Origin of the sequence: Buttiauxella sp. (assembly GCF_049686335.1) — a bacterium.
GTDB lineage: Bacteria > Pseudomonadota > Gammaproteobacteria > Enterobacterales > Enterobacteriaceae > Buttiauxella.
This window is the reverse complement of the sequence record NZ_JBAVHX010000010.1, coordinates 236,422-261,468: the sequence shown is the minus strand read 5'-3', so window position 1 is coordinate 261,468 and position 25,047 is coordinate 236,422. Positions and strand designations below refer to the sequence as shown.

The window sequence follows — 25,047 nt, the reverse complement described above, 5'->3', positions numbered from 1 at the left end:
GCCATCATGACTGATAAAGATTACAACACTGAGATTCCTGACGCTCTGCCGCCTGGTTTCCGCTTCGACGAGTTTGAAATTCAGCAAGTGACTGAATCGACCCATACCAACGTGGTCTATAAAGCCTGGGACCACCAGCTGGAACGTCCGGTCACTATCCGTGAATTTATGCCGCGCGCGCTGACCGTGCGCAGCGATAACATGCAACTGGTGTTACGTAGCAAACAAGACAGCCAGGCATTTAATGTGGGCATGAATCGTTTTGTGCAGTCCGCCCGCCAGCTTGCGCAATTCAACCATCCGAATTTGCTGCAAGTTTTAAGCTTCTGGACGCAAAACGAAACTGCCTATGCGGCGACGCGCTATTCCAACGGCGTTACGCTGGCTGAACTGCATCAGCATCAACCTGAAATCATTAATGAAGCCTGGATCCGCCGCATGTTGCCGATGTTGTGCGGGGCGCTTGCGACCTTACACGATGAAGGTTTTATCCATCGCGATTTGTCCCTGAGAAGTATTCAGATTCAGGATAACGGCGCACCGTTGCTGCTGAATGCGGGGGCACCTCGCCCGGGGCAATCTGAGAATGGCGATGAGATTAAAACTCCACTTAACCCTGGTTTTGCGCCACTTGAACAATACGCGGAAGACCTTGAAAGCCAGCTCGGCCCATGGACGGATATTTACGCGCTTGGCGCCGTACTGTACACGCTGATTACCGGCACCTGTCCGCCAGCCAGCGTCACGCGCACCATTCAAGACCCCTGCGTGAAGCTTGCGAAAAATCGACCGGAAGGCTATTCCCATAGCCTGTTGCAAGCGGTAGATAGCGCTCTGGCACTCAAACCCGAAGACCGCCCGCAATCTATTGCAGAATTTGCCGCGCTGGCTGAAATCCCATTAAGTGGTATCAATGGCCTGGCACCGTCAAAGCAGCCTGGCACGATGCTGGTGGCGGTGGAAGATGCCGAAATCTCACCACTTTTACCTATCAAAAAACGCTACAAACTCCCGCTGCAGATTGCTGCCAGTGTGCTGGTTGGCGTGGCGATAGGCGGTCTGATATTTAGCGGTCGTTCCCCTTCTGTTTCTGCTCCACAAACCGCCAAAGTCGAAAAATCCACGCTGGAAAAAGACCAGGCTGTCGGGACGAAAGCCGCGGTGCCGGTCGTTGAAGGAACGATGGCGCGCATTTATGTGCGCATGAACGACGGCGAACAACTGGATATCAACGGCAAGACCGAAAAAGTCACGCCAGGCGCCAATGGCTATGGTTTCCTGCAATTGCCTGCGGGCAAATACGACATCACCTTGCGCGGAAAAAATCAGTCGCGCAGCGTAACGTTATCGGTCGAAAAAGAAGGGACATGGTTGGTTAACCCGCAAGGATAAAATGGCGGTTCGCAGGGCGGTAAATTATCTGCAATATCCGATTATGAGACATCTCCCCTTTCACCGGCCGGAAATTCGGCTAAGGTTTTCATAGGGTTGATCGCGGAAAACTTTCGCTGCTGTAGCCTGAAAAGGAGAATGATTAATGATAAATCCTGCTTTGCGCCGTCCTCGCACGTTATTATTTGCGATTAAAATAGCTATCGGTTGTACTTTCGTCACTTTCACTTTGCCCTCTTCGGCCGCTGACGGTCAACAACCGCTCCCCCAGCCGCCTGATGTCCTGCTTGGACCGCTGTTTACCGATGTACAAACAGCGAAACTCTTCCCCGATCAGAAGACATTTGCTGATGCCGTTCCGAAGAACGATCCGCTGATGATCCTTGCGGATTACCGCATGCAGCGTAATCAGTCAGGCTTCGATTTACGTCATTTCGTTAACGTTAATTTTACCCTGCCAAAAGAGGGTGAAAAGTATGTCCCGCCTGAAGGACAGACGTTACGCGAACACATCGACAGTTTATGGCCGGTGCTGACGCGCACCACGGAGAGCGTCAATAAATGGGACTCGCTGTTACCGCTGCCGAAACCGTATGTGGTGCCGGGTGGGCGCTTCCGGGAAGTCTATTACTGGGATAGCTACTTCACCATGCTGGGGCTTGCGGAAAGCGGGCACTGGGACAAAGTACAGGACATGGTCGATAACTTTGCCCATGAAATCGACGCCTGGGGGCATATTCCTAACGGCAACCGCAGCTATTATTTGAGCCGTTCTCAGCCACCGTTCTTTGCCTTTATGGTCGAACTGCTGGCCAGCCACAAGGGCGACGAAACCTACACCACCTATTTACCGCAGCTAAAACAAGAGTATGCCTGGTGGATGCAAGGCAGCGAGGCGCTGGAAGCGGGTGCTGAAACTGAGCGGGTAGTGAAACTCAAAGATGGCTCGGTGTTAAACCGGTACTGGGATGACCGTGACACGCCACGCACCGAATCGTATCTGGATGACGTGACCACCGCGAAGAACAATCCTAATCGCCCGGCGACTGAAATTTACCGCGACCTACGAGCGGCAGCGGCATCGGGCTGGGACTTTAGTTCGCGCTGGATGGATAACCCCGAGCAACTGGGCTCGATTCGTACCACCTCTATCGTGCCCGTCGATTTAAACGCCCTGCTGTTCCAGATGGAAAAAACCCTGGCACACGCCAGCACTGTGGCAAAAGACAGCGCTGCGGCCACGCAATATCAGCACCTGGCGGATGCCCGTCAAAAAGCCATGGAAAAATACCTGTGGAACGATAAGCAGGGCTTCTATGCGGATTACGATCTGAAAACTCATGCCGCGCGTTCGCAGCTGACTGCTGCGGCACTGTTCCCACTTTATGTGCATGCCGCGTCCAACGATCGTGCGGAGAAAATGGCGACCATCACGCGCTCTCAATTGCTGAAAGCGGGAGGGCTTGCCACCACCAACCTGAAAACGGGCCAGCAGTGGGATGCCCCGAATGGCTGGGCACCGCTACAGTGGGTAGCAACCGAAGGCCTGCAAAATTACGGGCATAAGGATCTGGCGATGGAAGTATCCTGGCGCTTCCTGACCAACGTGCAGCAAACCTATAACCGCGAGCAAAAACTGGTGGAGAAATATGACGTTTCCACCACCGGTACTGGCGGTGGCGGCGGGGAATATCCGCTACAGGATGGGTTCGGCTGGACGAACGGCGTCACATTGAAAATGCTCGATATGCTGTGTGCTAAAGAGAAACCGTGTGATTCCGCTCCGGATAAATTGCCTTCTGCCACTCCAGGGCCGGTTAAAGATACCTCCACTAAAACTGCATCTCAGTAAATCCTGTTGCCCTCCTCTCCTGAATTGGGAGAGGTTGGGTACGTTTTTATTCGTTACACTTTGAAATAAAATCCCCAACAGTCTCAAATAGTTACACATCAAATTTGTCGTTGCCCATAACGCTTTATCTGAAGAAATCCCCTTCCCTGAGTTAAAAACAATAGCCTTTTCATGGGCTTTCAGCGTACCCCTGCCAAAATTTGCACTTGAATCATCAAATAATAACGATAATAATTCGCATTCTAATAACGCAGTGGTATCACCTGTATTGACATTTACGTTGCTGACAAAGATCGGCAGTCCAGGTGATTAAAATAAGAACTCCTCGGGAAAACTCAATGAAACTGGCATTTACAGTAAAGCGTTCGGCTTTACTCTGCGCGCTTGCACTCGCGGCACCGGCTTATGCACTGGCAGAAGACACCGTTGTCGTCACCGCCAAACCCTCTCAATCGTCCACCAGCCAAACTGAAGGTTACAGCGCAACGGTCAGCCGTGGAGCGACTAAAACCGATGAGCCACTGATCACCACTGGCCAGTCGATTTCCGTCGTGACCCGCCAGCAAATCGAAGACCAGGGCGCATTGACCGTCAACAGCGCGCTGAACTACACACCGGGTGTGTTTACTGGCTTTGCGGGTGGCGCAACACGTTATGACACCGTGGCCCTGCGCGGCTTCCACGGCGGTGACGTCAATAACACCTTCCTCGATGGCCTGCGCCTGATGAGCGACGGCGGCAGCTACAACGTGATTCAGGTTGATCCCTGGTTCCTTGAGCGCATAGACGTCATCAAAGGACCCTCTTCAGCACTTTACGGCCAGACCATTCCTGGCGGCCTGGTGATGGAAACCTCCAAGCGCCCACAGTTTGTTAAAGAAGGCCATGTCCGTGCGATGTACGGGACAGACAATACCAACGGCACCGCATTTGATTACACCGATGCGATTAACGACGAGTGGGCGTATCGCATTACTGGTTTAACCAAAAACAGCGACACTCAGTACGAGAAAACCCGCGACGAACGTTATGCAATCTCCCCGTCCCTGCTGTGGCAGCCGGGTGATAATACCTCGTTGGTGCTGCGTGCTTATCTGGAGAAAGATCCGTCAGGCGGATTCCACGGCTCTGTTCCGGCTGATGGCAGTATCTACTCTTCTACCGGGCGCAAAATCAGCACCGGTTTCTCGGACGTAGAGCCTGGCAATGACGAATTCAAACGCCACGAGCAAATTTACAGCTACGAATTTGCCCACAGCTTTAACGACGTCTGGGCGTTCCGCTCGAACGCCAGCTATACCCACTCGAACGTGAGCCTGAAACAGGCTTATCAGATTGGTTGGGCGGATGTGGCGCACGACGAACTGATGCGTTATTACAGCGGTGAAACCTCATCTCTCGACGCTTACGCCATCGATAACCAACTGGAAGCGGATTTTGCGACCGGCGATCTGGACCACAAAGTGGTGCTCGGTGGTGAATTCCACAAATTCACCAACAATTTGTCCGACGACTCGGCGTACACCACTAACCTCAACCCGTGGACGGGTGAGTCTGGCGGCCCTGGCGGTTTCTATTATTACGATCCGCGTGATCCGACCTACGCCACTATCAACCAGGGTCTGCTGACCAAAGCCGGTAAACGCCAGTACGAACAATCGGGTGTTTATCTGCAAGATGATATGCAGTGGGATCAATGGCATATGACACTGTCTGGCCGTTACGACCATATCGTCACCAAGAGCCATATCGTAGCCGACGCTGTGGATAGCGAAGTCACCGATAACCGCACCGATGACCACTTCAGTGGCCGTGCATCTGTGTTGTACGCATTCACCAACGGTATTTCTCCGTACATCAGCTACAGCCAGGCGATTACGCCGCAGGTTCTGCCGGATGCCGAAGGCAAATTGCTGAAACCGACTACCGCAGAACAGTATGAAGCCGGGATGAAATACCAGCCGGTCGGTACCGCGGATATGTACACCGTTGCGCTGTATGACCTGACGCAGAAAGATGTGGGCAACCGCGTGGTGCAAGGCAGTTACTATGAGCCTGCCGGTAAAGTGCATTCTCAGGGTGTTGAGCTGGAAGCGCGTTCTCAGTGGAACTCCCGTTTCTCAACTATTGCTGGGTACACTTACAACAAAGTACGCTTTAAAGATGCTATCGACGGTAACGATGGCAACACGCCATACGTCACGCCTGACCAGATGGCAAGCCTGTGGGGAATGTTCAAGGCCGACTTCGGTATTAGCCTGGGTTCGGGTATCCGTTATATCGGCAAGCAATGGGCGGATAATGAAAACACCCTGCGCGTGCCGTCTGTCACGCTGCTTGATGCGATGGTGCGTGCGGATATGGGCGCGTGGACTCCTTCGCTGAAAGGGGCTTTCGTGCAAGTTAACGCCACTAACCTGACGGGCCGTGATTACGTTGCGGGTTGTTATGGCACGGGTTATTGCTACTGGGGCGCGGAGCGTTCTGTGATTGCCACCGTAGGATATGATTTTTAATCTGTAAGTGGGGTGTCGGATGGCGCTTGCGCTTATCCGACATACCCAACCTTTAAGCTGTTGTAGAGCGGATAAGCGCAAGCGTCATCCGCCATTCATTTGACCTACAAAGTCACTTGTCTCACCTCAACGGTCTTTTCGCCACCCTGCTGTTGTTCCAGAACGATTTGCGCCAGTGGCGTATCCGCTTCATAACGCTCTTTCGCATCCAGCGTTTTCTCGTACTTATTGTATTTCCACCACGCATAGCCGAGGAAGATAACCAGCCCGCCAACGTTATAAAACACGATGGTCATAATGCTGGCTCCGGTCGGGAAGGTAGAAGCAATAAACCCGATGGTGAAAATCACAATCAGCACGCTGACAATGGCGATGCCCTGCATCCGTGATCCCATCCGGAAATCGCGGGTTACTGCGTCGTATTTCAGGCGCAGGTTCAGGTAAGCCAACATGATAAACAGCGGTGGTAACATCGACGCTGCGGCTGTCATGTTAATCAGGGTGTTCATCAACTCCTGCACGTTACCCGAACCAATGGTTGGGATAAGCATCAATGGGATCACTATCAGGAACTGGATCCATGCCGCACGAGTTGGTACCCCGTGCTGGTTAAGGCGCACGGTTTTCTCACCAAAGATACCTTTCGGGATCTCGGTAAAGAAGATTTTGACCGGTGCCGCAGTCCACATCAGCAAAGAGCCAAACATCGCAGTGAAAGAGACAATGCCGACAAAGCGATTCATTAGCACCGTTGGTAAACCAAAGTGTTCCGCCAGCCCGCCAAAGACCTGAACTGTACCGCCGGTGTAGTGCAAATCAGCCTGGTGAACAAAGACGTTGATCAGCAGTGATGAAACGGTATACAGCACGCCGATAAACAGTCCCGACAGAATGATGACTTTTACAAACGCTTTGCTGCCGCCTTTGACATCGTTGACGTACACCGCAACCGACTCAGCGCCACCCGCCGCCTGGAAAATCCAGGCAATAATGCCGAGGAACGCCCAACTGAATTGCGGAGTAATCGCCTGCACGTTAATCGGGTCTGCCGGTTCAACACCGCCCACAACCGCGGCACCCGCCAGAATGATGTAGGAGAAAGTGAGTAATAACATCAGCGTCGAGGTCACTGACGTCATCGGCCCGAGCAGTTTCGCGCCGTGGTTGGAAATCCAGGTCGAGAACGCGAACAGTACAATACTGATAATGGCCGTGGTTAATGGCGTGAAAATATAGTCATAACCGAGGAAGGCGTACGACGCGTAGGCAATAACCCTCGGCAATAACGAGGTGAAGAAAAACAGATTCACAAACCAATAGGTGTAGGCGGTGATAAATGCCCAACGCCCCCCTAATGCGCTTTTTACCCAGGCATATACCCCGGCTTCTGAATTACGGTTAAGCGAAACGAATTCCGCAATGATTAAACAGAACGGGATAAAGTAAATAAGCGTAGCCACCAGGAAAACCGGTGCCGATGCGATGCCAAGCTGAACGTTATTATTAATGACGTTATTGAAGCTAAAAACTGCCGCAAATGTCATTGCCAGTAATCCAAACTTGCCAATGGTATTTCTACTAGTTGAAGCCATACAAACTCCACATTGTGTAGGGTATTTTTTTATCTATGTTTTTCCAGGTCGGATAAGCGCAAGCGCCATCCGACACCGGGCAGGCGTACAACACTTTATTTATTAAGGAAATACGTTTCTTCGATTGTCACTTTTAGAATCACTTTCCTGACGTCTTTCGGGTGCGAGAACCGGTGTGCTTCGTGGTTTTCGCAGATGATGACGTTTCCCGGCTTAAGCTGATGTTTAACGCCCTGCCCGCTGAAAAATTCCCGGTCGCTTTCATCGCGATAAGCCATTTCTGGGGTTAAGGTATTTTTAGCGGCAACGTCAACCTGCTCTTCACCGGCAAGGTAATAATGCACATCGAAATAACGACGATGTCCTTCGAATAATTCCGTCCTTTCGGCTTCGCCTTCTGCAAGGCGATATACCAGCGAATCACCAATGGAATAAAAAATATTCGGCTGGATATTATTCAGGTTATTGATCGCTTCCATGCAGCGTTGCCATTTCTTTCCCGCATGATAAATGCGCTTAAAATCTTCTAAGGTGTTTAAAATAATCATGACCGGTACCTCAACAAGAATGCGCGCATGCAGAACGCGGCTGGAAATCATAATTTGCCAGAGATGAAGCCGCTTGCCCCGGACGTAACGGCACCATGGTGAAGCCGTAGCTAAACGGTTTGAGATACACCCGGAACGAATCCAGCACTTCTGACCCCCAGGAGTTGGAACCCAGGCCGAGGATTTGGTCATCAAGATTCAGCGTCAGGTAATCACTTTCTTCAAGCTCATTAATGTGTTGCGCCTGTTGCAGCATTTCGGCGCTGTACGGCCAGACACTGAAGTTGATCGGTTTACGCGGCTGAATGAAAAGACCATTCCCCTTTTCGTCCTCAACGGTTAGCCAGCGTACCTGCTGACGGTTGCCGTTATCTTGCGGGAACGGGTAATTCTCAAACAAGCTGTCGACAGACTGGCGATAACGGCCAATCAGATTGCTCTGGCAGCTATCGCCGTAGTTTTCACCCGGCCCACGGCCATAAAATTCCACCTGGCTGAAACGTTTGCTGATACCAAAATCGAGGCCGATCTTTGGAATGATTGCCTGATAATTTCCGTAAGGCGTGCCCGACAGTTCAAGGGAGACATGACCCGCTGGGGTAATTCGCCACTGGTAAGTGCAGCGCATACCAAAATCGAAAACAGGCGGTGCCATCACGGTATCCACTTCGATGACCAGATCATTTCCGTGCGCGGTTTGTCGCATAGCGCGGAAATGCTGCTGCATCAGGTGAATGTGATACGGCTGCCATAGCCCTTCAAATTCCTGCTTATGGTTATCAATGGTCGGCTTAAAGAATGTGAGATGCGGCGCGCGACCGACGATCTCTTCGCCATTCACCCGCCATGAAGTCAGCTCGCCACTCAGACGGCAGAAGGTCAGAGAAAAATCGTTGCCACTGACGACTTGCTGGTGCCCGCGTGTTTCGCTGTGCAGCGGCGAGGAATGTTCAACTGGCGGCACATCACGCGCTGTCGCCGCCTGACGCAGAATTTGATAGTGACCTAGCGGATGCATCGCCTCGCTATAAGGCGTGGCCTGGCGTTTGAAGACATCGACATTAATAAATACTTCACCCGCAGGTAGCGATGGCGGGTTCAGGCGCAGTTCTTCTTTTTCACCCGGTTGCAAACAAGGTGCCGCCAGGGTTTGTTGCGCGAGGATCTCGCCATCGACCTGATACGTGACGCGTAATTCGATATCGTTCAGGGCGCTGAACCAGTAACGGTTCTCCACCAGCAAAACATCGTTCAACTCAGTCTGATGAACCGCAACCGGACACAAAACCTGCTTATATTCGCGAAGCCCTGGGCCTGGGCGCTGATCCGGGTAAATCAGCCCATCCATGCAGAAGTTATAGTTGTTTGGGAAGTCGCCATAATCGCCACCATATTGATAACGCTCGCGCCCCTGCTCGTCGTGCACCAGCAAACCATGGTCGCACCATTCCCAAATGTAATGCCCTTGCAGACTTTTATGTTGATTGAATACCGCCTGATACTCCGCAAGCCCGCCGGGTCCATTCCCCATCGCATGGGCGTATTCGCACAGGATGCGCGGTTTTGGGTGCGGATATTCACCAAAGGCATTCATCATTGAAACGCGTGAATACATGGTGCTGATAACGTCGACCACTTCCGCATCACGATCTTCTTCGTAATGCACCAGGCGGGTGGGGTCGAGCGCTTTACAGCGCGCGGTCATGGCGCGGATGTTGCAGCCGTAACCGGATTCATTGCCCAGCGACCAGATGATGATCGACGGATGGTTTTTCTGTGCCAGAACATGGCGTTCAATGCGTTCGACGTACGCCTTCTCCCAAGCCGGATCGTCGGTGATGCGGCTGATATCGCCGACGTTGGCAAATCCATGACTTTCCAGGTCCGTTTCTGCCATCACAAATAAACCGTACTGGTCACAAAGCGCGTAAAAACGCGGATCGTTTGGATAGTGGGCAGTGCGAACCGAGTTAATGTTGTGCTGCTTCATCAGAATGATATCGCGCTCAGCACGCGCCATATCTATGGCTCGGCCTTTTTGATGGTCATGATCGTGGCGGTTGACGCCATGCAGTTTGAGGTAGCGACCATTCACATAAAACAGCCCATCGCGAACGACGATATCGCGGAATCCAACCTGCTGCGGTACCACTTCTACGATGTCGCCATGGTTATCGCGAAGCGTGATGAGCAACAAATAGAGATTCGGATGCTCTGCGTTCCACTGCTTAGGTTGTTTCACCGGCATCACAAACTGGCATTGCGAATCGCTGTGGACAGACAGCGCAGCGTGTTGCTGTTGAGCGACGCAGGTTTCGCCATCAAATAACTGAGCCAGCAATTGATAGCCTTCGGCAGGTGTCGTCGTCAGGTTGCGTAACTCGCAGGAAAGCTGAAGTTCGGCGTCAAAGTAGTTTTCATCAAACTCAGTCACCACTGTGACATCATGAAGATGCACTTGAGGCTGACCAGTCAGGTAAACGTCGCGGAAAATCCCTGCCATCCACCACATATCCTGATCTTCAATATAAGTGGAATCGGCCCATTGCATAACTCGCACGCAGAGCAGGTTCTCACCCGCTTGCACGTAAGGGCTGATGTCGAATTCAGCGCTCAGGCGGCTGCCTTTGCTAAATCCGACGTAATGACCGTTAACGTAAACTTCAAAGTAGGTTTCGACTCCATCAAACTTGATGATGATCTGGCGTTGTAGCCATTCAGGAGTCAGTGAGAACTGGCGCTGATAGGCACCGGTTGGGTTGTTGGTGGGAACAAAAGGCACATCAATCGGGAACGGGAATCCTTCGTCGGTGTACTGCAAATTACCGTGACCTTCCATTTGCCACATGCCTGGAACGCTAATCTCGCCCCATTCTGGCATTGCCTGGCGGTAAAACTCCGACGGGACCTTTTCAGGATGGTCAAAATAGTTAAACGTCCATTTACCGCTAAGCAGCATAAAGCCCAGACTTGCCTCGCGATTCAAGGTTCTGGCCTGCGTTTCACTTGCGTAGCCATGGAACCAGGCGCGCGCTGGCAGCCGGTTCTCAGATTGCTTGTCTATGTTTTCCCAGTTATTCACGCCAACATCCTCATTACGTGTGTATGAGGCAACAATAGTAAATATTTACTAAAATATAAAATCGGATTTTACTAAATGGCGATGGGATCACAATAAATTAACAGGGGACGGAGATATGAAGGTGGATGTCGCTTCGCTAATCCACCTTAAAACAATCAGTTAGCTGGAGGTTGTCGTGTCACGCAGTTGCAGAGAGCCCGGGACGTAAACCGAGAGTGGAATGCTGCGATCATCACGCAGCCGCTCCATTAAGAGATTGACTGCCTGGGCGCCTATGGTTTCAGAATGGATACGCACGGTAGATAACGCAGGGAAGACAAAGCGTGCGGTAGGAATATCATTCACGCTAATCAATGCCATCTGGTCAGGCACTTTGATGCCGTGTTCATGCAAAGCACGCAGCACACCAATGGCAATCGAGTCGGTCGCAACGAACAATGCAGGCGGGTAATCGTCTGATGTCGCAAGCATTTTTAACGCGCACTGGTAACCCGACTGGCTGCTAAAGTCGCCGTAATAAACGTCCTGCGCTTTGACCACTTTCTTGCTGCGCCCGTATTCAACGAACGCCTCTTCACGTTGATCGGCATACGCGGGATCATCTCGTCCACCAATGAAACCAATGCGCATATAGCCGCGAGAGATAAAGTAATCGATGACTTTGCGGCTGATTTTGTACAAATCGACGTTGACGCAGTCAAAACGTGGATCGTCAATGACCCCATCAAGATACACCAGCGGCAGCTCTTGTTGCTCAAGCCATGCCTGCGCTGCTGGCTGAGGTTTACCAATTATTAGTAAACCATCGACGGCGGCGATAACCGGGCGTTCACTTTTAAAGTCGTAATAAGAAACCAGAGTGATGCCCAATTTTTCGCATTGAGTTTCAATGCCATAGCGCATCGACAGATAGTAGGGATCGTTAATTTCCAGTTCTTGCCCATGAGTATAAAGTGCGGCAAACGTCAGCCGCTGACTGGCCTGCCGTTTCGCGCTTGGGACCTTATACTCCAGCCTTTCTGCCGCCTCGAGGATCTTCTGACGTGTCTGCGTTTTGACGCTCAGACTCGGATCGTCATTGAGCACTCGAGAAACTGTCGCCACAGAGACCTGGGCCGCCTGGGCAATTTCCTTCAATGTAGCCATAACTTCCCAATAATCACCTGATTAAAATAACTTATCCTACATAATTCGAGTCACAGCCTGGCAGCAAGAGAGTGAACCTCAGGAGCTTACTTGAGAAAGTGACCGGGGTGCGGGAGTGCAGCCAACGCCCCTGTGGCTCGAACTATGACGAATAACAGCTTAATGTCATAACTGACCGGTGTACACCCTTAGATTTGCCCGTATTGCTGCGATGACAAGTTGTGACCCAGCTATCGCTTTCCTGTTTTAAGTGTATTTTTTAGTAAAATATTATCTAAGATAACTCATATTACGCTGCCGTCATCATCATCCAGGCAAGCGGCATAACAACGCGCTATCCCGCTGTACTCTTTTATCGGTAAGGAAACGACATGCAACCATTACTTCGACTTGCCCCGCTCGCCGTGCTACTCGCGTTGGCGGGGTGTCAGTCATCACATCATGATGCGACGGCGCTCAAAGCCAGCCAGTTTCAAAATGTTATTGACCGCACAGGCGCGCCACAAGCGATGCTTGATTATGATTTTGATGAGCATCAGCGCTTTAACCCGCTGTTTGATGATGGGGCATGGCACGGGCATTTACTGCCAGCAAACAGTGAAGGTATGGGCGGGTTCCCGGGCCCTGCGCTGCTGACCGAAGAGTACATCAACTTTATGGCGAATAATTTCGACCGTCTTAGCGTGTATAAAGACGGGAAGAAAGTGGCATTCACCATGCAGACTTACAGCATTCCGGGTGCGCTGATTCAAACGCTTACCGCACCAGGTGTCACGGTAAAAATGACGCTGCGTTTTGTCACGTCGCGCTCATCCCTTCTGGCAACAGAAATCAACACCGACGCACCTCTTGAGCTGGTGTGGGACGGCGAGTTGCTGGAGAAATACCATCTGCAGGAACAAAAACCGCAGTCCAACCAGACGATTGATCAGGCGTTCCCTGACTACACCCGTTCACTGCACGCCACAAAAGATGGCCTGAGCGTGAGCTTTGGTAAAGTTCGATCCGACTCGAACCTGATGACTTCTGGCGAGTCGCAATATCAAATCCACAAAACGCTGCCGATGAGCACCCAAATCAACGGGCATAGTTTTGTGGCCAGGGCGACGATTACGGGTTCGACCACAATCTATACCACTTATTCGCATCTGCTGACCGCAGCCGAAGTGCAAAAAGAACAAGCCAAAATCAGCGATATTCTTAAACATCCGCAACCTTATCTCAGCGCGTCTGAGCAACGCTGGGAAGGCTATCTGGCAAAAGGATTAAACAATCCGGATGCCACAGCGGCGCAGACTCGGGTGGCAGTGAAATCAATCGAGACACTGAACGGCAACTGGCGCGGAGTCGCTGGGGCAATGAAGTTTGACTCCGTCACGCCGTCAGTGACCGGACGCTGGTTCTCTGGCAACCAGACCTGGCCGTGGGATACCTGGAAACAGGCTTATGCGATGGCGCATTTCAATCCGGACGTGGCCAAAGATAACATTCGTGCGGTGTTCGCCTGGCAAATACCTGTCGATGACCCGGTTCGTCCGTGGGATGCAGGTTTTGTACCTGACCTTCTCGCCTATAACACTAATGCAGAGCGCGGCGGTGATGGCAGCAACTGGAACGAGCGTAACACCAAGCCAAGCCTCGCCGCCTGGTCGGTAATGGAAGTGTATAAAACCACCGGGGATAAAGCCTGGCTCGAAGAGATGTATCCGCATCTGGTGGCGTATCACGACTGGTGGTTACGCAACCGCGACCACAACCGCAATGGTGTACCAGAATATGGCGCAACCCGCGACAAAGCCCATAACACGGCGAAAGGTGAGATGATCTTTACCGTTAAGCGCGGCAATAAAGAACAAAAAATGGTCGGCCTCGATAACTACACCCGCGTTTTACGCAGCGGAAAATATGACAGCATTGATATTCCGGCGCAGGTAGCAGCGGCCTGGGAATCTGGACGCGATGGCGCGGCAGTATTTGGTTTTATCGAACCCGACCAGCTACAACGATATCGGGATAACGGCGGTAAACGCGAAGACTGGCAGGTATTGTTCGCTGAAAATCGTGCCCCGGATGGCACCTTGCTAGGCTATTCATTGCTGCAAGAGTCAGTCGATCAGGCAAGTTACCTGTACAGCGACAGCAGCTATCTGGCGCAAATGGCCGATATTCTGGGTAAGCAGGCTGACGCACAGACATTCCGCAGTCATGCCAAAAAACTCGCCGATTACATCAACACCTGTATGTTCGACGACACAACCGGCTTCTACTACGACATCCGCATTGAAGATAAACCGCTGTCCAATGGCTGTGCGGGTAAACCTATCGTTGCGCGTGGCAGAGGGCCAGAGGGCTGGTCACCCTTATTTAATGGCGCCGCGACTCAGCAGCATGCCGACGCCGTCGTGAAGGTGATGAAAGACCCGAAAGAGTTCAACACATATGTGCCATTGGGTACCGCTGCTCTCACCAACCCGGCATTCGGTCCGGATATTTACTGGCGTGGACGCGTCTGGGTTGATCAGTTCTATTTCGGGCTCAAAGGAATGGAGCGTTACGGCTACCGTGCTGATGCTGTCGAGATGGCGAATCGCTTCTTTGCTCATGCGAACGGGTTGATTACCGACGGGCCGATTCGTGAGAACTACAACCCGTTAACCGGCGAACAGCAAGGTGCACCGAACTTCTCATGGAGTGCCGCGCACCTCTATATGTTGTACAACGATTTCTTCACCCAGAAACAGTAAAAGTAAAAGTAAAAGTAAAACGGCCCCTGCAATGGGGCCGTCAGGAATGTTGAAAAACCGGAATTAACATTCATACCCTAAATAATTCGAGTGGCAGAAAGGCGATCAGGCCGTAAGTCCCCAGGAGCATAGATTAACTATGTGACTGGGGCGAACGGGTGCAGTCAACGCATCTGCGGCTCGAAGTATGACGGGTATCAGCGTCGCAACATTCGGTAAATGATCAACACAATAATCGCGCCCGCGACTGCCACCAGGAAACTTGGAAAATTAAAGCCCGTCACACTGCCACCGATATGGAGAAACGTGGCAATCCACCCACCTACAACGGCACCGATGATCCCTAAAATACAGGTCAGGATAAATCCGCCGCCGTCTCTACCCGGCATAAGAAGTTTTGCGATAATACCTGCTATCAAACCGAAAATAATCCAGGCCAGAATACCCATGTTAAACGTCCTCTTAATTATTGTGTGTGGTAACAAGTCAGAATTCACATCAACGTGACCGCGACTTCTGTCCGTCGGTACGCTAAGTATAATCAAGTGTTAGGAAAATGTGACCGACATCACCAACTTATTGAATTTACGACGTTAAAACCCTAAGATTTATCTCAAGTTTTTTACTTTTCTGCCGATAAAATTTCTTACAGCTTTCAAAACCCAACATGGACCTGGCCTTGAGTAACTATAACGAGCATTTTCTGAAACAAAGTCCTCTGGCAGTATTAGGCGTGTTACGTGATCTGCATAAAAACCAGGTGCCGATTCGACTCAGTTGGCAATCAGGGCAATTCATCACCAAAATCCTCGAGGTCACCGCAACAGGTTTGATTGTGGATTATGGTAGCCAGTCGCATGAAAACCACTCAGCGCAAAAAGCAACCAATATTCATTTCACCGCTGAAACGGAAGGCGCAAAAGTAGAATTTACATTGCCTGAACTCAAGCCGGTGAGTTACCTGAATTTACCGGCATTCCATACCCCTATTCCATCGGCTTTGTGGTTTGTTCAGCGCCGCGAATATTTCCGAATTCCCGCCCCACTGCATCCCTATTATTTGTGCAACACCACGCTGCAAAATGGCGATCCCTTTCAGTTCAGGCTGTGTGATTTATCGTTGGGGGGAATGGGTGCGTTAGTCGACGGACCTCTGCCGGAAGGGCTGAAGGAGGGAATGCGTTTTTCTCAGGTTGAAATCGATTTAGTGCAGTGGGGGAAATTCCATTTTGATATGCAGTTGATCACCCTGTCTGAACGTAAAGTTATCGACAGTAAAAACCAGACTATCAGCACCCCGCGCCTGAGTTTCCGCTTCCTTAACGTAAACCCAGCTGTAGAGCGTGAATTGCAACGTATTATCTTCTCGCTGGAGCGTTCGGCTCGCGAAAAAGCAGGCCGGGTCAAATAAAATATAAACCCTGATAATTCGAGTTGCAGCCAGGCGGCAAAGGAGGGGATCCCCGGGAGCTTACTGAAGTAAGTGACTGGGGTGAATGAGTGCAGCCAACACCCCAGCAACTTGAAGTATGACGGGTTTAGTTACATCGCGTTTAGTGCTTTTGAAACCTTATACAAATAACGCGGAGCTTGTGGTGCCGGGTGATTCTTAGCGATGTATTCATAGAACTCGTCCGGGCTCAGGTCATTGATCTCATCAATGGCCTTTTTTCGATCCGATGAGAACGTCCTGAGCAGTGCACCCGCACCGTTTGCGTACGAGGCCAGTAACGCATACTGCATGGTTTGCGGATCTTCAATGCCCGCCAGAATACCGTGTTCGAGAATGCTCAAATACGCGGTACCAATCGAGATATTACGCGCGGGGTCTTTCAGCTCGCTAGTTGATGGCTGCCCGCCCCAACCCAGATGGCGATACACATCTTTGCCCGCCGTTGACGCTTTAATCTGCATCAGACCAACGGCGTTAGATTTACTGACCAGTGCCGGATTACCGCCGGATTCCACCGCAATAATCGCCGTCACCACACGCGGACTTACGCCCCACTCTTTTCCCGCTTGCTCGGTTATTGGCATCCAGGTTAATGCGCGTTGTACCGGCTTTGTTGCATCCCACTCAGGTTGTTTGCTGGTATGGCTTGAACAGCCCGCTAATAACAGAACCAACACAATCAGCCATCTTTTATTCACGCATCTATCCTTATATTACTGAGCCGTAATTACCGCGATTCGTCGTTACCGGCGGGTGACAACCACTGTTTCAAGCGGCATGATAACCAATTCACTTTACGCAAGGAAATGCCATGTCCACGATTCGTTTGATTGCCCCCTCAGGATTCTGTGTTAATCAGGCTGCGGCTGCCCGCGGTATTGAGCGCCTGAAAGCCTCGGGACACAGGGTTGAGAACCAATCCGTGGTGCCCCGGCGCTTCCAGCGTTTTGCCGGAACGGACGAACAGCGGCTCAATGATATTCAGGATTTATCTGCACTGCCGCCGGAATGTGACATCGTGCTGGCGGTGCGTGGCGGTTACGGTGCCACTCGTCTGCTTGAAAAGATTGACTATTCGAGCCTCGGACGTGCTTTTGCTGATCGGACACCGATAATTTGCGGGCATAGCGATTTCACGGCAATCCAGTTAGCCCTGCTTTCGCAAACCGGGACGATAACCTTCAGCGGCCCGATGCTTGCCGGGAATTTTGGTGCAGAAGAGTTAAACAGCTTCACCTGGCAGCATTTCTGGCAGGCGATTACCGAACCCCAATTTACCGTGAGCTGGCAGAGCGCTACACCCGCCTGTTCGGCGAGCGGTAAGCTGTGGGGCGGGAATCTGGCGATGCTGGTGTCGATGATAGGCTCGCCGTGGCTCACGGTTGTTGATGGTGGGATTTTAGTGGTTGAAGATATTAACGAGCATCCGTTCCGCGTTGAGCGCTTATTGCTACAACTTCATCACGCGGGAATTTTAGCGCGCCAAAAAGCGCTGATTTTGGGAAGTTTTAACGGGGCCACGTTAAGTGATTATGACGGCGGGTATGACTTCAACGAAATGTGCCAGATGTTGCAGCAGCGCCTGTCTATCCCGGTTCTGCGCGGCTTACCTTTCGGGCATGAACCCGAAACCGTCACCTTGCCACTGGGTGCGTATGGAGAACTGCACCACGATGGAGAAACGGCCAGTCTGACAGTCAGTGGTCATCCTGTTATCAGCCAAAAAAAGTCACATCCGGCGCTCAGATAGCACAATTAATCAATGCTTTCCGTGTTAACATTTGGCAACGAATGGCACAGTCAAAAGGAGAAAGATAATTTTGGACGCAGGGGCGATAGTCAGTCTTTTTATTTTAGGTTCCGTATTGGTAACTTGTAGCATCTTATTGAGTTCTTTTTCCTCTCGTCTTGGTATCCCCATCCTGGTTATTTTCCTCGCAATCGGCATGTTGGCGGGGATCGATGGTGTGGGTGGCATTCCGTTTGATAATTATCCATTTGCTTATCTCGTCAGTAACCTTGCGCTGGCCGTTATCCTGCTTGATGGCGGGATGCGCACCCAGGCGAGTTCCTTTCGCGTCGCTCTAGGCCCTGCGCTTTCTCTTGCCACAGTCGGCGTGTTGGTGACCTCCGGATTAACCGGTATGGCCGCCGCGTGGCTGTTTAATCTCAACTTAATTGAAGGCTTGTTGATTGGCGCAATCGTTGGTTCAACCGATGCGGCAGCGGTGTTCTCGTTGCTGGGCGGCAAGGGGCTGAACGAACGTGTCGGAGCCACACTTGAGATTGAATCTGGCAGTAACGACCCGATGGCGGTGTTTCTGACCATCACGCTTATTGAGATGATTCAGCATGGGCAAACCGGCCTGAGCTGGATGTTCCTCATGGATATCATTCAGCAGTTTGGCCTCGGTATTGTGCTCGGCCTCGGCGGCGGTTATCTGCTGCTGCAAATGATCAACCGTATTACGCTGCCGCAAGGTTTGTATCCGCTGCTGGCATTGAGCGGCGGCATTATGGTGTTCGGTATCACCACCGCACTGAATGGCAGTGGGATTCTCGCGGTCTATCTTTGTGGTTTCCTGCTGGGCAACCGTCCGATTCGCAGCCGCTTTGGTATTCTGCAAAACTTTGATGGGCTGGCGTGGTTTGCGCAAATTGGCATGTTCCTGGTGCTGGGGCTGTTGGTGAATCCGTCAGATTTGCTGCCGATTGCCATACCTGCATTGCTGTTGTCCATCTGGATGATTTTCTTCGCTCGTCCGCTGTCGGTGTTCCTCGGCCTGCTGCCGTTCCGTGGCTTTAATTTGCGGGAGCGTGTGTTTATCAGTTGGGTGGGATTACGTGGTGCGGTGCCGATCATTCTCGCCGTCTTCCCGATGATGGCAGGCCTTGATAATGCCCGTCTGTTCTTTAATGTGGCGTTCTTCGTGGTGTTGGTGTCGCTGTTATTACAGGGTACGTCACTGGGTTGGGCGGCTAAAAAAGCCAAAGTCGTGGTGCCACCGGTCGGCTGGCCGGTTTCCCGCGTGGGGCTGGATATTCATCCGGAAAACCCATGGGAACAGTTTGTGTATCAACTAAGCGAAGATAAATGGTGCATTGGCGCTTCCCTGCGCGACCTGAAAATGCCGAAAGACACACGTATTGCCGCCCTGTTCCGTGACAATGTGCTGATGAATCCGGGCGACCGCACACGGTTACAAGTCGGCGATGTTCTGTGTGTTATTGGGCGCGAGCGTGACCTACCGGCACTGGGTAAAATGTTTAGCCAGACGCCACCAGTGGCACTCGATCAGCGTTTCTTTGGTGACTTTATTCTCGAAGCCAGCGCGCAGTTTGCCGATGTCGCGACTATCTATGGTCTTGAGTTAGATGACAGCGTCAATACGCAGCAAACGCTCGGTGAGTTTGTGGTCGGCATGCTGGGTGCTGCACCGGTCGTCGGTGACCAGGTGGAGTTTGCAGGCATGATTTGGACGGTTGCCGAGAAAGAAGATAACCAGGTGCGAAAAATCGGTGTCCGCGTAGAAAGCGACGAAACTGAATAAGTGGGATTGTGTCGGATGGCGCTAACGCTTTTCTGACCTGCAACACTTAAACGAAGGGTGGATTAGCGCAAGCGAATCCACCCTTCGTTTTTTAAAACTGCGTCACAACCGGCACGCGTGGCGCCAGTGCACACATCAGTTCGTACCCTACCGTTCCCGCCGCATGGGCGACATCATCAATTTTAACCTCGTTACCCCATAACTCTACCGGACTGCCAATGCCGGCATGCGGGCAAGACGTGAGGTCGACTGTCAGCATATCCATCGAAATCGCCCCCACGGTGTGAGTAAACACGCCATCGACGCGGACCGGTGTTCCGTCTGGAGCATGACGAGGATAACCGTCGGCGTAACCGCAGGCGACAACCCCAATACGCTGCTCGGCTTGAGTCCGGTAGCGGCTACCGTAGCCCACTGCGTCACCGGGTTTGAGATTCTGCACAGCTATGATTTCGCTTTGCAGACTCATGACCGGCTGCAAGCCACTGGTGGCGACATCACACCACTGCCCCGTCGGAGATGCCCCATACAGGACTATTCCCGGTCGAACCCAGTCGAAATGCGCTTCAGGATGCCATAAAGTGGCTGCAGAGTTAGAAAGTGAACGCGGGCAGTCTACACCTTCCGCTGCCTGCTCAACGCGTTTCATCGGTTCTATGATGCCATCAGGCTGCTCGGCATCGGCAAAATGTGCCATCAGCGTCAACTGACCGACGTTGGTTATCGCCCGCAGTTGTTGCCAGATAGAATGCACGCGATCCGGACTGAATCCGAGACGGTTCATGCCACTGTTTATTTTCAGGTAAACATCCAGCGGGGCTTTAAGTCTGGCATTCGCCAGCGCCTTCACTTGCCAGTTACTGTGCAAGCTGGTGGTGAGGCGATACTGATCAAACAGCGGCAATTCATCCGCATGGAAAAAGCCTTCGAGCATCAGAATCGGCCCTTTCCAGCCCCGTTCACGCAGCAAAATCGCTTCTTCAAGATTGAGCATCGCGAAACCATCGGTTTCACGTAATGACGACCAGATGCGCTCCAGACCGTGACCATAGGCATTTGCTTTCACCACTGACCAGACGCGCGAATGCGGTGCCGCCTTGCGAACCACCTGTAAATTATTACGCAGCGCGCTGAGTTTCAGCGTCGCAACAACAGGACGGGACATTGTCCACTCCTTTTTTAGTATTAATTATGAGCGTTATGCAGACGCTGTGAACCTGTCGGAGTGAATCCTGGGGAGTAACGTGCCACCGCGAGATCGTCGAACGGAATCGCAGGTGTTCTTCCAGAGATTAAATCACTTAACATCTGGCCCGAGCCGCAGGCCATCGTCCAGCCCAGTGTTCCATGCCCGGTGTTAAGCCATAAATTCTTGAAGGGTGTGCGCCCGACAATCGGTGTGCCATCTGGCGTCATCGGACGTAAACCCGTCCAGAACGTCGCCTGCTCAACATGTCCACCGCGAGGATAGAGATCGCGCACCACCATTTCCAGGGTTTCACGGCGAGGTTGCAACAACTCAGTATTAAACCCGACGATTTCCGCCATCCCGCCGACACGAATACGTTGGTCAAAACGGGTAATAGCGATTTTGTATGTCTCATCGAGAATAGTCGAAACCGGAGCGCCTTGCTCGTCGGCAATGGGGATGGTCAGAGAGTATCCTTTGAGCGGATAGACAGGAATATCAACGATATTTTTCAATAAACCGGTGGAGTACGAACCGAAAGCGACCACATAGGCGTCCGCTTTCACCACCTCTTTACCGCACTGCACACCATAAATATTTTTGCCTTCATACAGCAGGCGATCGACAGGCGTATTGTAACGGAACACCACGCCAGCCTCTGCCGCCATACGCGCCAGATTCTGCGTGAACAGTTGGCAGTCACCGGTTTCATCATTCGGTAAGCGTAAGCCACCCGTCAGTTTATGGGCCACATCTGCCAAGGCAGGTTCGACTTCCGCTAAGCGGCTGGATTCCAGCAATTGGTAGGGCACACCGGCGTCTTCGAGTACCGCAATGTCCTTCGCGGCGTTTTCAAACTGCTGCGCGGTACGGAACAGTTGCAATGTCCCGCCCTGCCGGCCTTCGTACTGAATGTTAGTGTTATGGCGCAGCTCTTTCAGACAATCCCGGCTGTACTCTGCGAGGCGCACCATGCGGCCTTTGTTTTCCATATAGTGGCGCATGTCGCAGTTACGTAGCATTTGCAGCATCCACTTCAGCTGAAATTGCGTGCCATCAAGGCTGATGGCCAGTGGCGCGTGGCGCTGGAACATCCATTTAATGGCTTTGAGCGGCACGCCAGGAGCGGCCCAGGGTGCGGCGTAACCCGGTGAGATTTGCCCGGCATTTGCCGCACTGGTTTCCATGGCAGGCCCCGCTTCCCTGTCGATAACCGTGACATCATGCCCAGCCTGGCGCAAATACCAGGCACTGCTGACACCGACAACACCACTTCCCAGCACCACAACATGCATATCCATTCCACCATTTAGCTAAAAGAATAATCTTCTGATTACAAATTGATAACCCAGATGAAAATGTTATTCAACATATGGCTTTATTATAGTGACTTTCCTCACATCCCGACCTGATATAGCGGGATAGTGATAATTAGGATCTCCTGCGAACGATTATATTTTCCACAGAATAATATTCTGTATTAATCACATAAAACGGGGTGGGCAGATGAGTAAATCGTTAGGAAATAATTTTGCTTGCAGCGGCTAAGTTTCAGGAGTTGTCTATTCTTGAAAGTGAGGCTTTCCATTCAGAGAGAGCCGCCAACAATGAGGGCGCGCTGATGGCTATTGTTACTGATTCCGCCACAAAGGATTCCAAACGTCTAAGTGATGGACCGGACTGGACGTTCGAGCTGCTCGATGTCTATCTCGCCGAGATTGACCGGGTCGCCAAACTCTATCGGCTGGACACATATCCTCATCAAATCGAAGTGATCACCTCCGAGCAAATGATGGACGCTTATTCGAGCGTCGGGATGCCGATTAACTATCCACACTGGTCATTTGGTAAGAAATTCATCGAAACCGAGCGGCTTTATAAGCATGGGCAGCAAGGCCTGGCCTATGAAATTGTCATTAACTCGAATCCATGTATTGCTTATCTGATGGAAGAAAACACCATAACCATGCAGGCGCTGGTTATTGCCCATGCTTGTTACGGGCATAACTCATTCTTCAAGAATAACTATTTGTTCCGCAGCTGGACGGATGCCAGCTCGATCATTGATTACTTAATCTTTGCGCGTAAATACATTACCGAGTGCGAAGAACGCTATGGCGTGGATGAAGTAGAGCGTTTGCTCGACTCCTGCCATGCACTGATGAACTACGGCGTTGACCGCTACAAACGCCCACAAAAAATTTCGCTTCAAGAAGAGAAAGCCCGGCAGAAAAGCCGTGAAGAGTATCTGCAGAGTCAGGTGAACACGCTGTGGCGCACGCTACCACGCCGTGAAGAGGAAAAAACGGTTGCCGAAGCGCGCCGTTATCCTTCTGAACCCCAGGAAAACCTGCTCTATTTTATGGAGAAGAATGCTCCGTTGCTGGAGTCCTGGCAGCGCGAAATTTTGCGTATCGTGCGTAAGGTGAGCCAGTATTTCTATCCGCAGAAACAGACTCAGGTGATGAACGAAGGTTGGGCAACGTTCTGGCACTACACCATTCTTAACCATCTGTATGATGAAGGGAAAGTAACAGACCGCTTTATGCTGGAGTTCCTGCATAGCCACACGAACGTGGTGTTCCAGCCGCCTTACAACAGCCCGTGGTATAGCGGCATTAACCCGTATGCGCTCGGTTTTGCCATGTTCCAGGATATCAAACGGATTTGTCAGACACCGACCGAAGAAGATCGTTACTGGTTCCCGGACATTGCTGGAAAAGACTGGCTGGATACGCTGCATTTCGCGATGCGTGATTTTAAAGATGAAAGTTTCATCAGCCAGTTCCTGTCGCCAAAACTGATGCGCGATTTCCGTTTGTTTACGGTTCTGGATGACGATCGCAATAATTACCTGGAAATTGCCGCCATTCACAACGAAGAAGGTTACCGGAAGATCCGTGCTGAACTGTCCGCTCAATACAATCTCAGCAATCTTGAGCCTAATATTCAGGTGTGGAATGTCGATTTGCGCGGCGACCGTTCGCTTACGCTGCGTTACATCCCGCATAACCGCGCACCGCTGGATAAAGGGCGTCGGGAAGTGCTCAAGCATGTCCATCGTCTGTGGGGCTTTGACGTGACGTTAGAGCAGCAAAATGAAGATGGTAGCGTTGAGTTGCTTGAACGTTGCCCTCCACGCCTTAATAGCCTGTAGCGAACCTTTCGCAGCCATAAAAAAACGCTTCCCTCGGGAAGCGTTTTTCGTATTACAGAGGTTGAAATGAAAATGCCAGCTTAACGGCTGTGCATTGCCAAATCGCCCGGTAAATTTTTCTGCATCCGATGCCAGATTTCACCACTTTCACGCCCGTAAGTACGAACGGTATCAAATACCTGATCGTGCAAACCTTGTTGGCAAATTTCTGCCAGACGGTGGTAGAAACCTAACGCCAGGCTGCGCGCTTCTGGACTGGAGAAATAGTGACGCCCGATGCGGGTATACAATCCTTTCATTCCATTGAGGATCAGTCCGTAAATCGGGTTCCCGGAAGCGAATGCCAGGCCACGGAAAATGTTGTAGTCCAGCTTCGCAAACGCATCAGCGTGGTCTTCAACACTGTTCGCCGTCGCCAGAACTTCTTGTGCTTTATCCGGATGCTGACGAACAGCGGTGCGAATAAAGATAGTCGAAATGTTGGTTCGAACAGATAACAGGTTATCAATCAACTGCGGCACACTGTCGTGATCGAGACGTGCCAGCGTTTCCAGAATGTTTAACCCTGAGGTTTCCCAGAAGTTATTCACTTTGGTCGGTTTGCCATGCTGAATGGTTAACCAGCCATCACGCGCCAGACGCTGAAGCACCTCGCGCAATGTGGTACGGGTGACGCCGATTAGCTCGGATAACTCACGTTCAGCCGGAAGAATGGTTCCCGGCGCGAAGCGGTTATTCCAGATACTTTCGATGATATATTCTTCCGCGAAACCCGCTGGGCTCTGCGCCTTAATGACCATAGTATGCTTTCCATTACACAGGTTT

General features: G+C 51.6%; 17 protein-coding genes. 8 read left to right on the top strand and 9 right to left on the bottom strand.

The features are described from left to right. Positions 1 to 6: 6 nt before the first annotated feature. From WBL83_RS10005 to WBL83_RS09995, 3 genes are all read left to right on the top strand, one after another. Entirely contained in the window at positions 7 to 1,392 is a 1,386-nt protein-coding gene (locus tag WBL83_RS10005; protein ID WP_424588994.1) for a serine/threonine protein kinase, read from the top strand. 145 nt (positions 1,393 to 1,537) lie between these two features. Beyond that, the gene (locus tag WBL83_RS10000) at positions 1,538 to 3,244 is read left to right on the top strand and encodes an alpha,alpha-trehalase (protein WP_424588993.1); all 1,707 of its coding nucleotides are present in this window, start codon (positions 1,538 to 1,540) and stop codon (positions 3,242 to 3,244) included. Between the two features lie 338 nt (positions 3,245 to 3,582). Then, entirely contained in the window at positions 3,583 to 5,760 is a 2,178-nt protein-coding gene (locus WBL83_RS09995; protein WP_424588992.1) for a TonB-dependent siderophore receptor, read from the top strand. A 104-nt stretch (positions 5,761 to 5,864) separates the two neighbouring features. Here WBL83_RS09995 and WBL83_RS09990 read toward each other — a convergent pair whose 3' ends face one another. The 4 genes from WBL83_RS09990 to ebgR form a co-directional block, all read right to left on the bottom strand. Next, positions 5,865 to 7,352, bottom strand: a complete 1,488-nt coding sequence (locus tag WBL83_RS09990; RefSeq protein ID WP_424588991.1) for an amino acid permease — start codon at positions 7,350 to 7,352, stop codon at positions 5,865 to 5,867. A gap of 95 nt (positions 7,353 to 7,447) precedes the next feature. Continuing rightward, the gene (locus WBL83_RS09985; RefSeq protein ID WP_424588990.1) at positions 7,448 to 7,900 is read right to left on the bottom strand and encodes a beta-galactosidase subunit beta; all 453 of its coding nucleotides are present in this window, start codon (positions 7,898 to 7,900) and stop codon (positions 7,448 to 7,450) included. Positions 7,901 to 7,910: 10 nt separating this feature from the next. Further along, positions 7,911 to 10,982 (bottom strand): beta-galactosidase subunit alpha, encoded by a 3,072-nt coding sequence (gene ebgA / locus WBL83_RS09980; RefSeq protein ID WP_424588989.1) that lies wholly within the window; start codon positions 10,980 to 10,982, stop codon positions 7,911 to 7,913. A gap of 159 nt (positions 10,983 to 11,141) precedes the next feature. Continuing rightward, positions 11,142 to 12,128: a transcriptional regulator EbgR gene (gene ebgR / locus WBL83_RS09975; RefSeq protein ID WP_424588988.1), complete on the bottom strand. Its 987-nt coding sequence runs from the start codon at positions 12,126 to 12,128 to the stop codon at positions 11,142 to 11,144. Between the two features lie 371 nt (positions 12,129 to 12,499). On the opposite strand from ebgR, the gene ygjK reads away from it, so the two are divergent. Then, positions 12,500 to 14,872 carry an alpha-glucosidase gene (gene ygjK, locus WBL83_RS09970; protein ID WP_424588987.1) on the top strand — a complete coding sequence of 791 codons (2,373 nt, stop codon included), beginning with the start codon at positions 12,500 to 12,502 and terminating at the stop codon, positions 14,870 to 14,872. A gap of 197 nt (positions 14,873 to 15,069) precedes the next feature. On the opposite strand, the gene WBL83_RS09965 is transcribed toward ygjK, so the two are convergent. Then, positions 15,070 to 15,321, bottom strand: a complete 252-nt coding sequence (locus WBL83_RS09965; RefSeq protein ID WP_424588986.1) for a GlsB/YeaQ/YmgE family stress response membrane protein — start codon at positions 15,319 to 15,321, stop codon at positions 15,070 to 15,072. Between the two features lie 230 nt (positions 15,322 to 15,551). On the opposite strand from WBL83_RS09965, the gene ycgR reads away from it, so the two are divergent. Beyond that, complete coding sequence (gene ycgR, locus WBL83_RS09960) at positions 15,552 to 16,283, top strand: flagellar brake protein YcgR (RefSeq protein WP_424588985.1); 732 nt, start codon at positions 15,552 to 15,554, stop codon at positions 16,281 to 16,283. A 131-nt stretch (positions 16,284 to 16,414) separates the two neighbouring features. On the opposite strand, the gene emtA is transcribed toward ycgR, so the two are convergent. Then, positions 16,415 to 17,023 carry a membrane-bound lytic murein transglycosylase EmtA gene (gene emtA, locus WBL83_RS09955; protein ID WP_424588984.1) on the bottom strand — a complete coding sequence of 203 codons (609 nt, stop codon included), beginning with the start codon at positions 17,021 to 17,023 and terminating at the stop codon, positions 16,415 to 16,417. A 113-nt stretch (positions 17,024 to 17,136) separates the two neighbouring features. Here emtA and ldcA point away from each other — a divergent pair, with 113 nt between their 5' ends. Then, positions 17,137 to 18,075 (top strand): muramoyltetrapeptide carboxypeptidase, encoded by a 939-nt coding sequence (gene ldcA / locus WBL83_RS09950; protein WP_424588983.1) that lies wholly within the window; start codon positions 17,137 to 17,139, stop codon positions 18,073 to 18,075. Between the two features lie 70 nt (positions 18,076 to 18,145). Next, positions 18,146 to 19,876 carry a potassium/proton antiporter gene (locus WBL83_RS09945; protein WP_424588982.1) on the top strand — a complete coding sequence of 577 codons (1,731 nt, stop codon included), beginning with the start codon at positions 18,146 to 18,148 and terminating at the stop codon, positions 19,874 to 19,876. A gap of 91 nt (positions 19,877 to 19,967) precedes the next feature. Here WBL83_RS09945 and dadX read toward each other — a convergent pair whose 3' ends face one another. Next, on the bottom strand, positions 19,968 to 21,041 hold the full coding sequence (gene dadX, locus WBL83_RS09940; RefSeq protein ID WP_424588981.1) for a catabolic alanine racemase DadX: 1,074 nt from the start codon (positions 21,039 to 21,041) through the stop codon (positions 19,968 to 19,970). A gap of 20 nt (positions 21,042 to 21,061) precedes the next feature. Next, positions 21,062 to 22,360 (bottom strand): D-amino acid dehydrogenase, encoded by a 1,299-nt coding sequence (locus WBL83_RS09935; protein ID WP_424589365.1) that lies wholly within the window; start codon positions 22,358 to 22,360, stop codon positions 21,062 to 21,064. Positions 22,361 to 22,686: 326 nt separating this feature from the next. On the opposite strand from WBL83_RS09935, the gene WBL83_RS09930 reads away from it, so the two are divergent. Continuing rightward, entirely contained in the window at positions 22,687 to 24,222 is a 1,536-nt protein-coding gene (locus tag WBL83_RS09930; RefSeq protein WP_424588980.1) for a SpoVR family protein, read from the top strand. Between the two features lie 80 nt (positions 24,223 to 24,302). Here the strand turns inward: WBL83_RS09930 and fadR are convergent, their stop codons facing one another. Further along, a complete protein-coding gene (fadR, locus tag WBL83_RS09925) occupies positions 24,303 to 25,022 on the bottom strand; it encodes a fatty acid metabolism transcriptional regulator FadR (RefSeq protein WP_120066807.1) in 720 nt (239 codons plus the stop codon). Positions 25,023 to 25,047 lie beyond the last annotated feature (25 nt).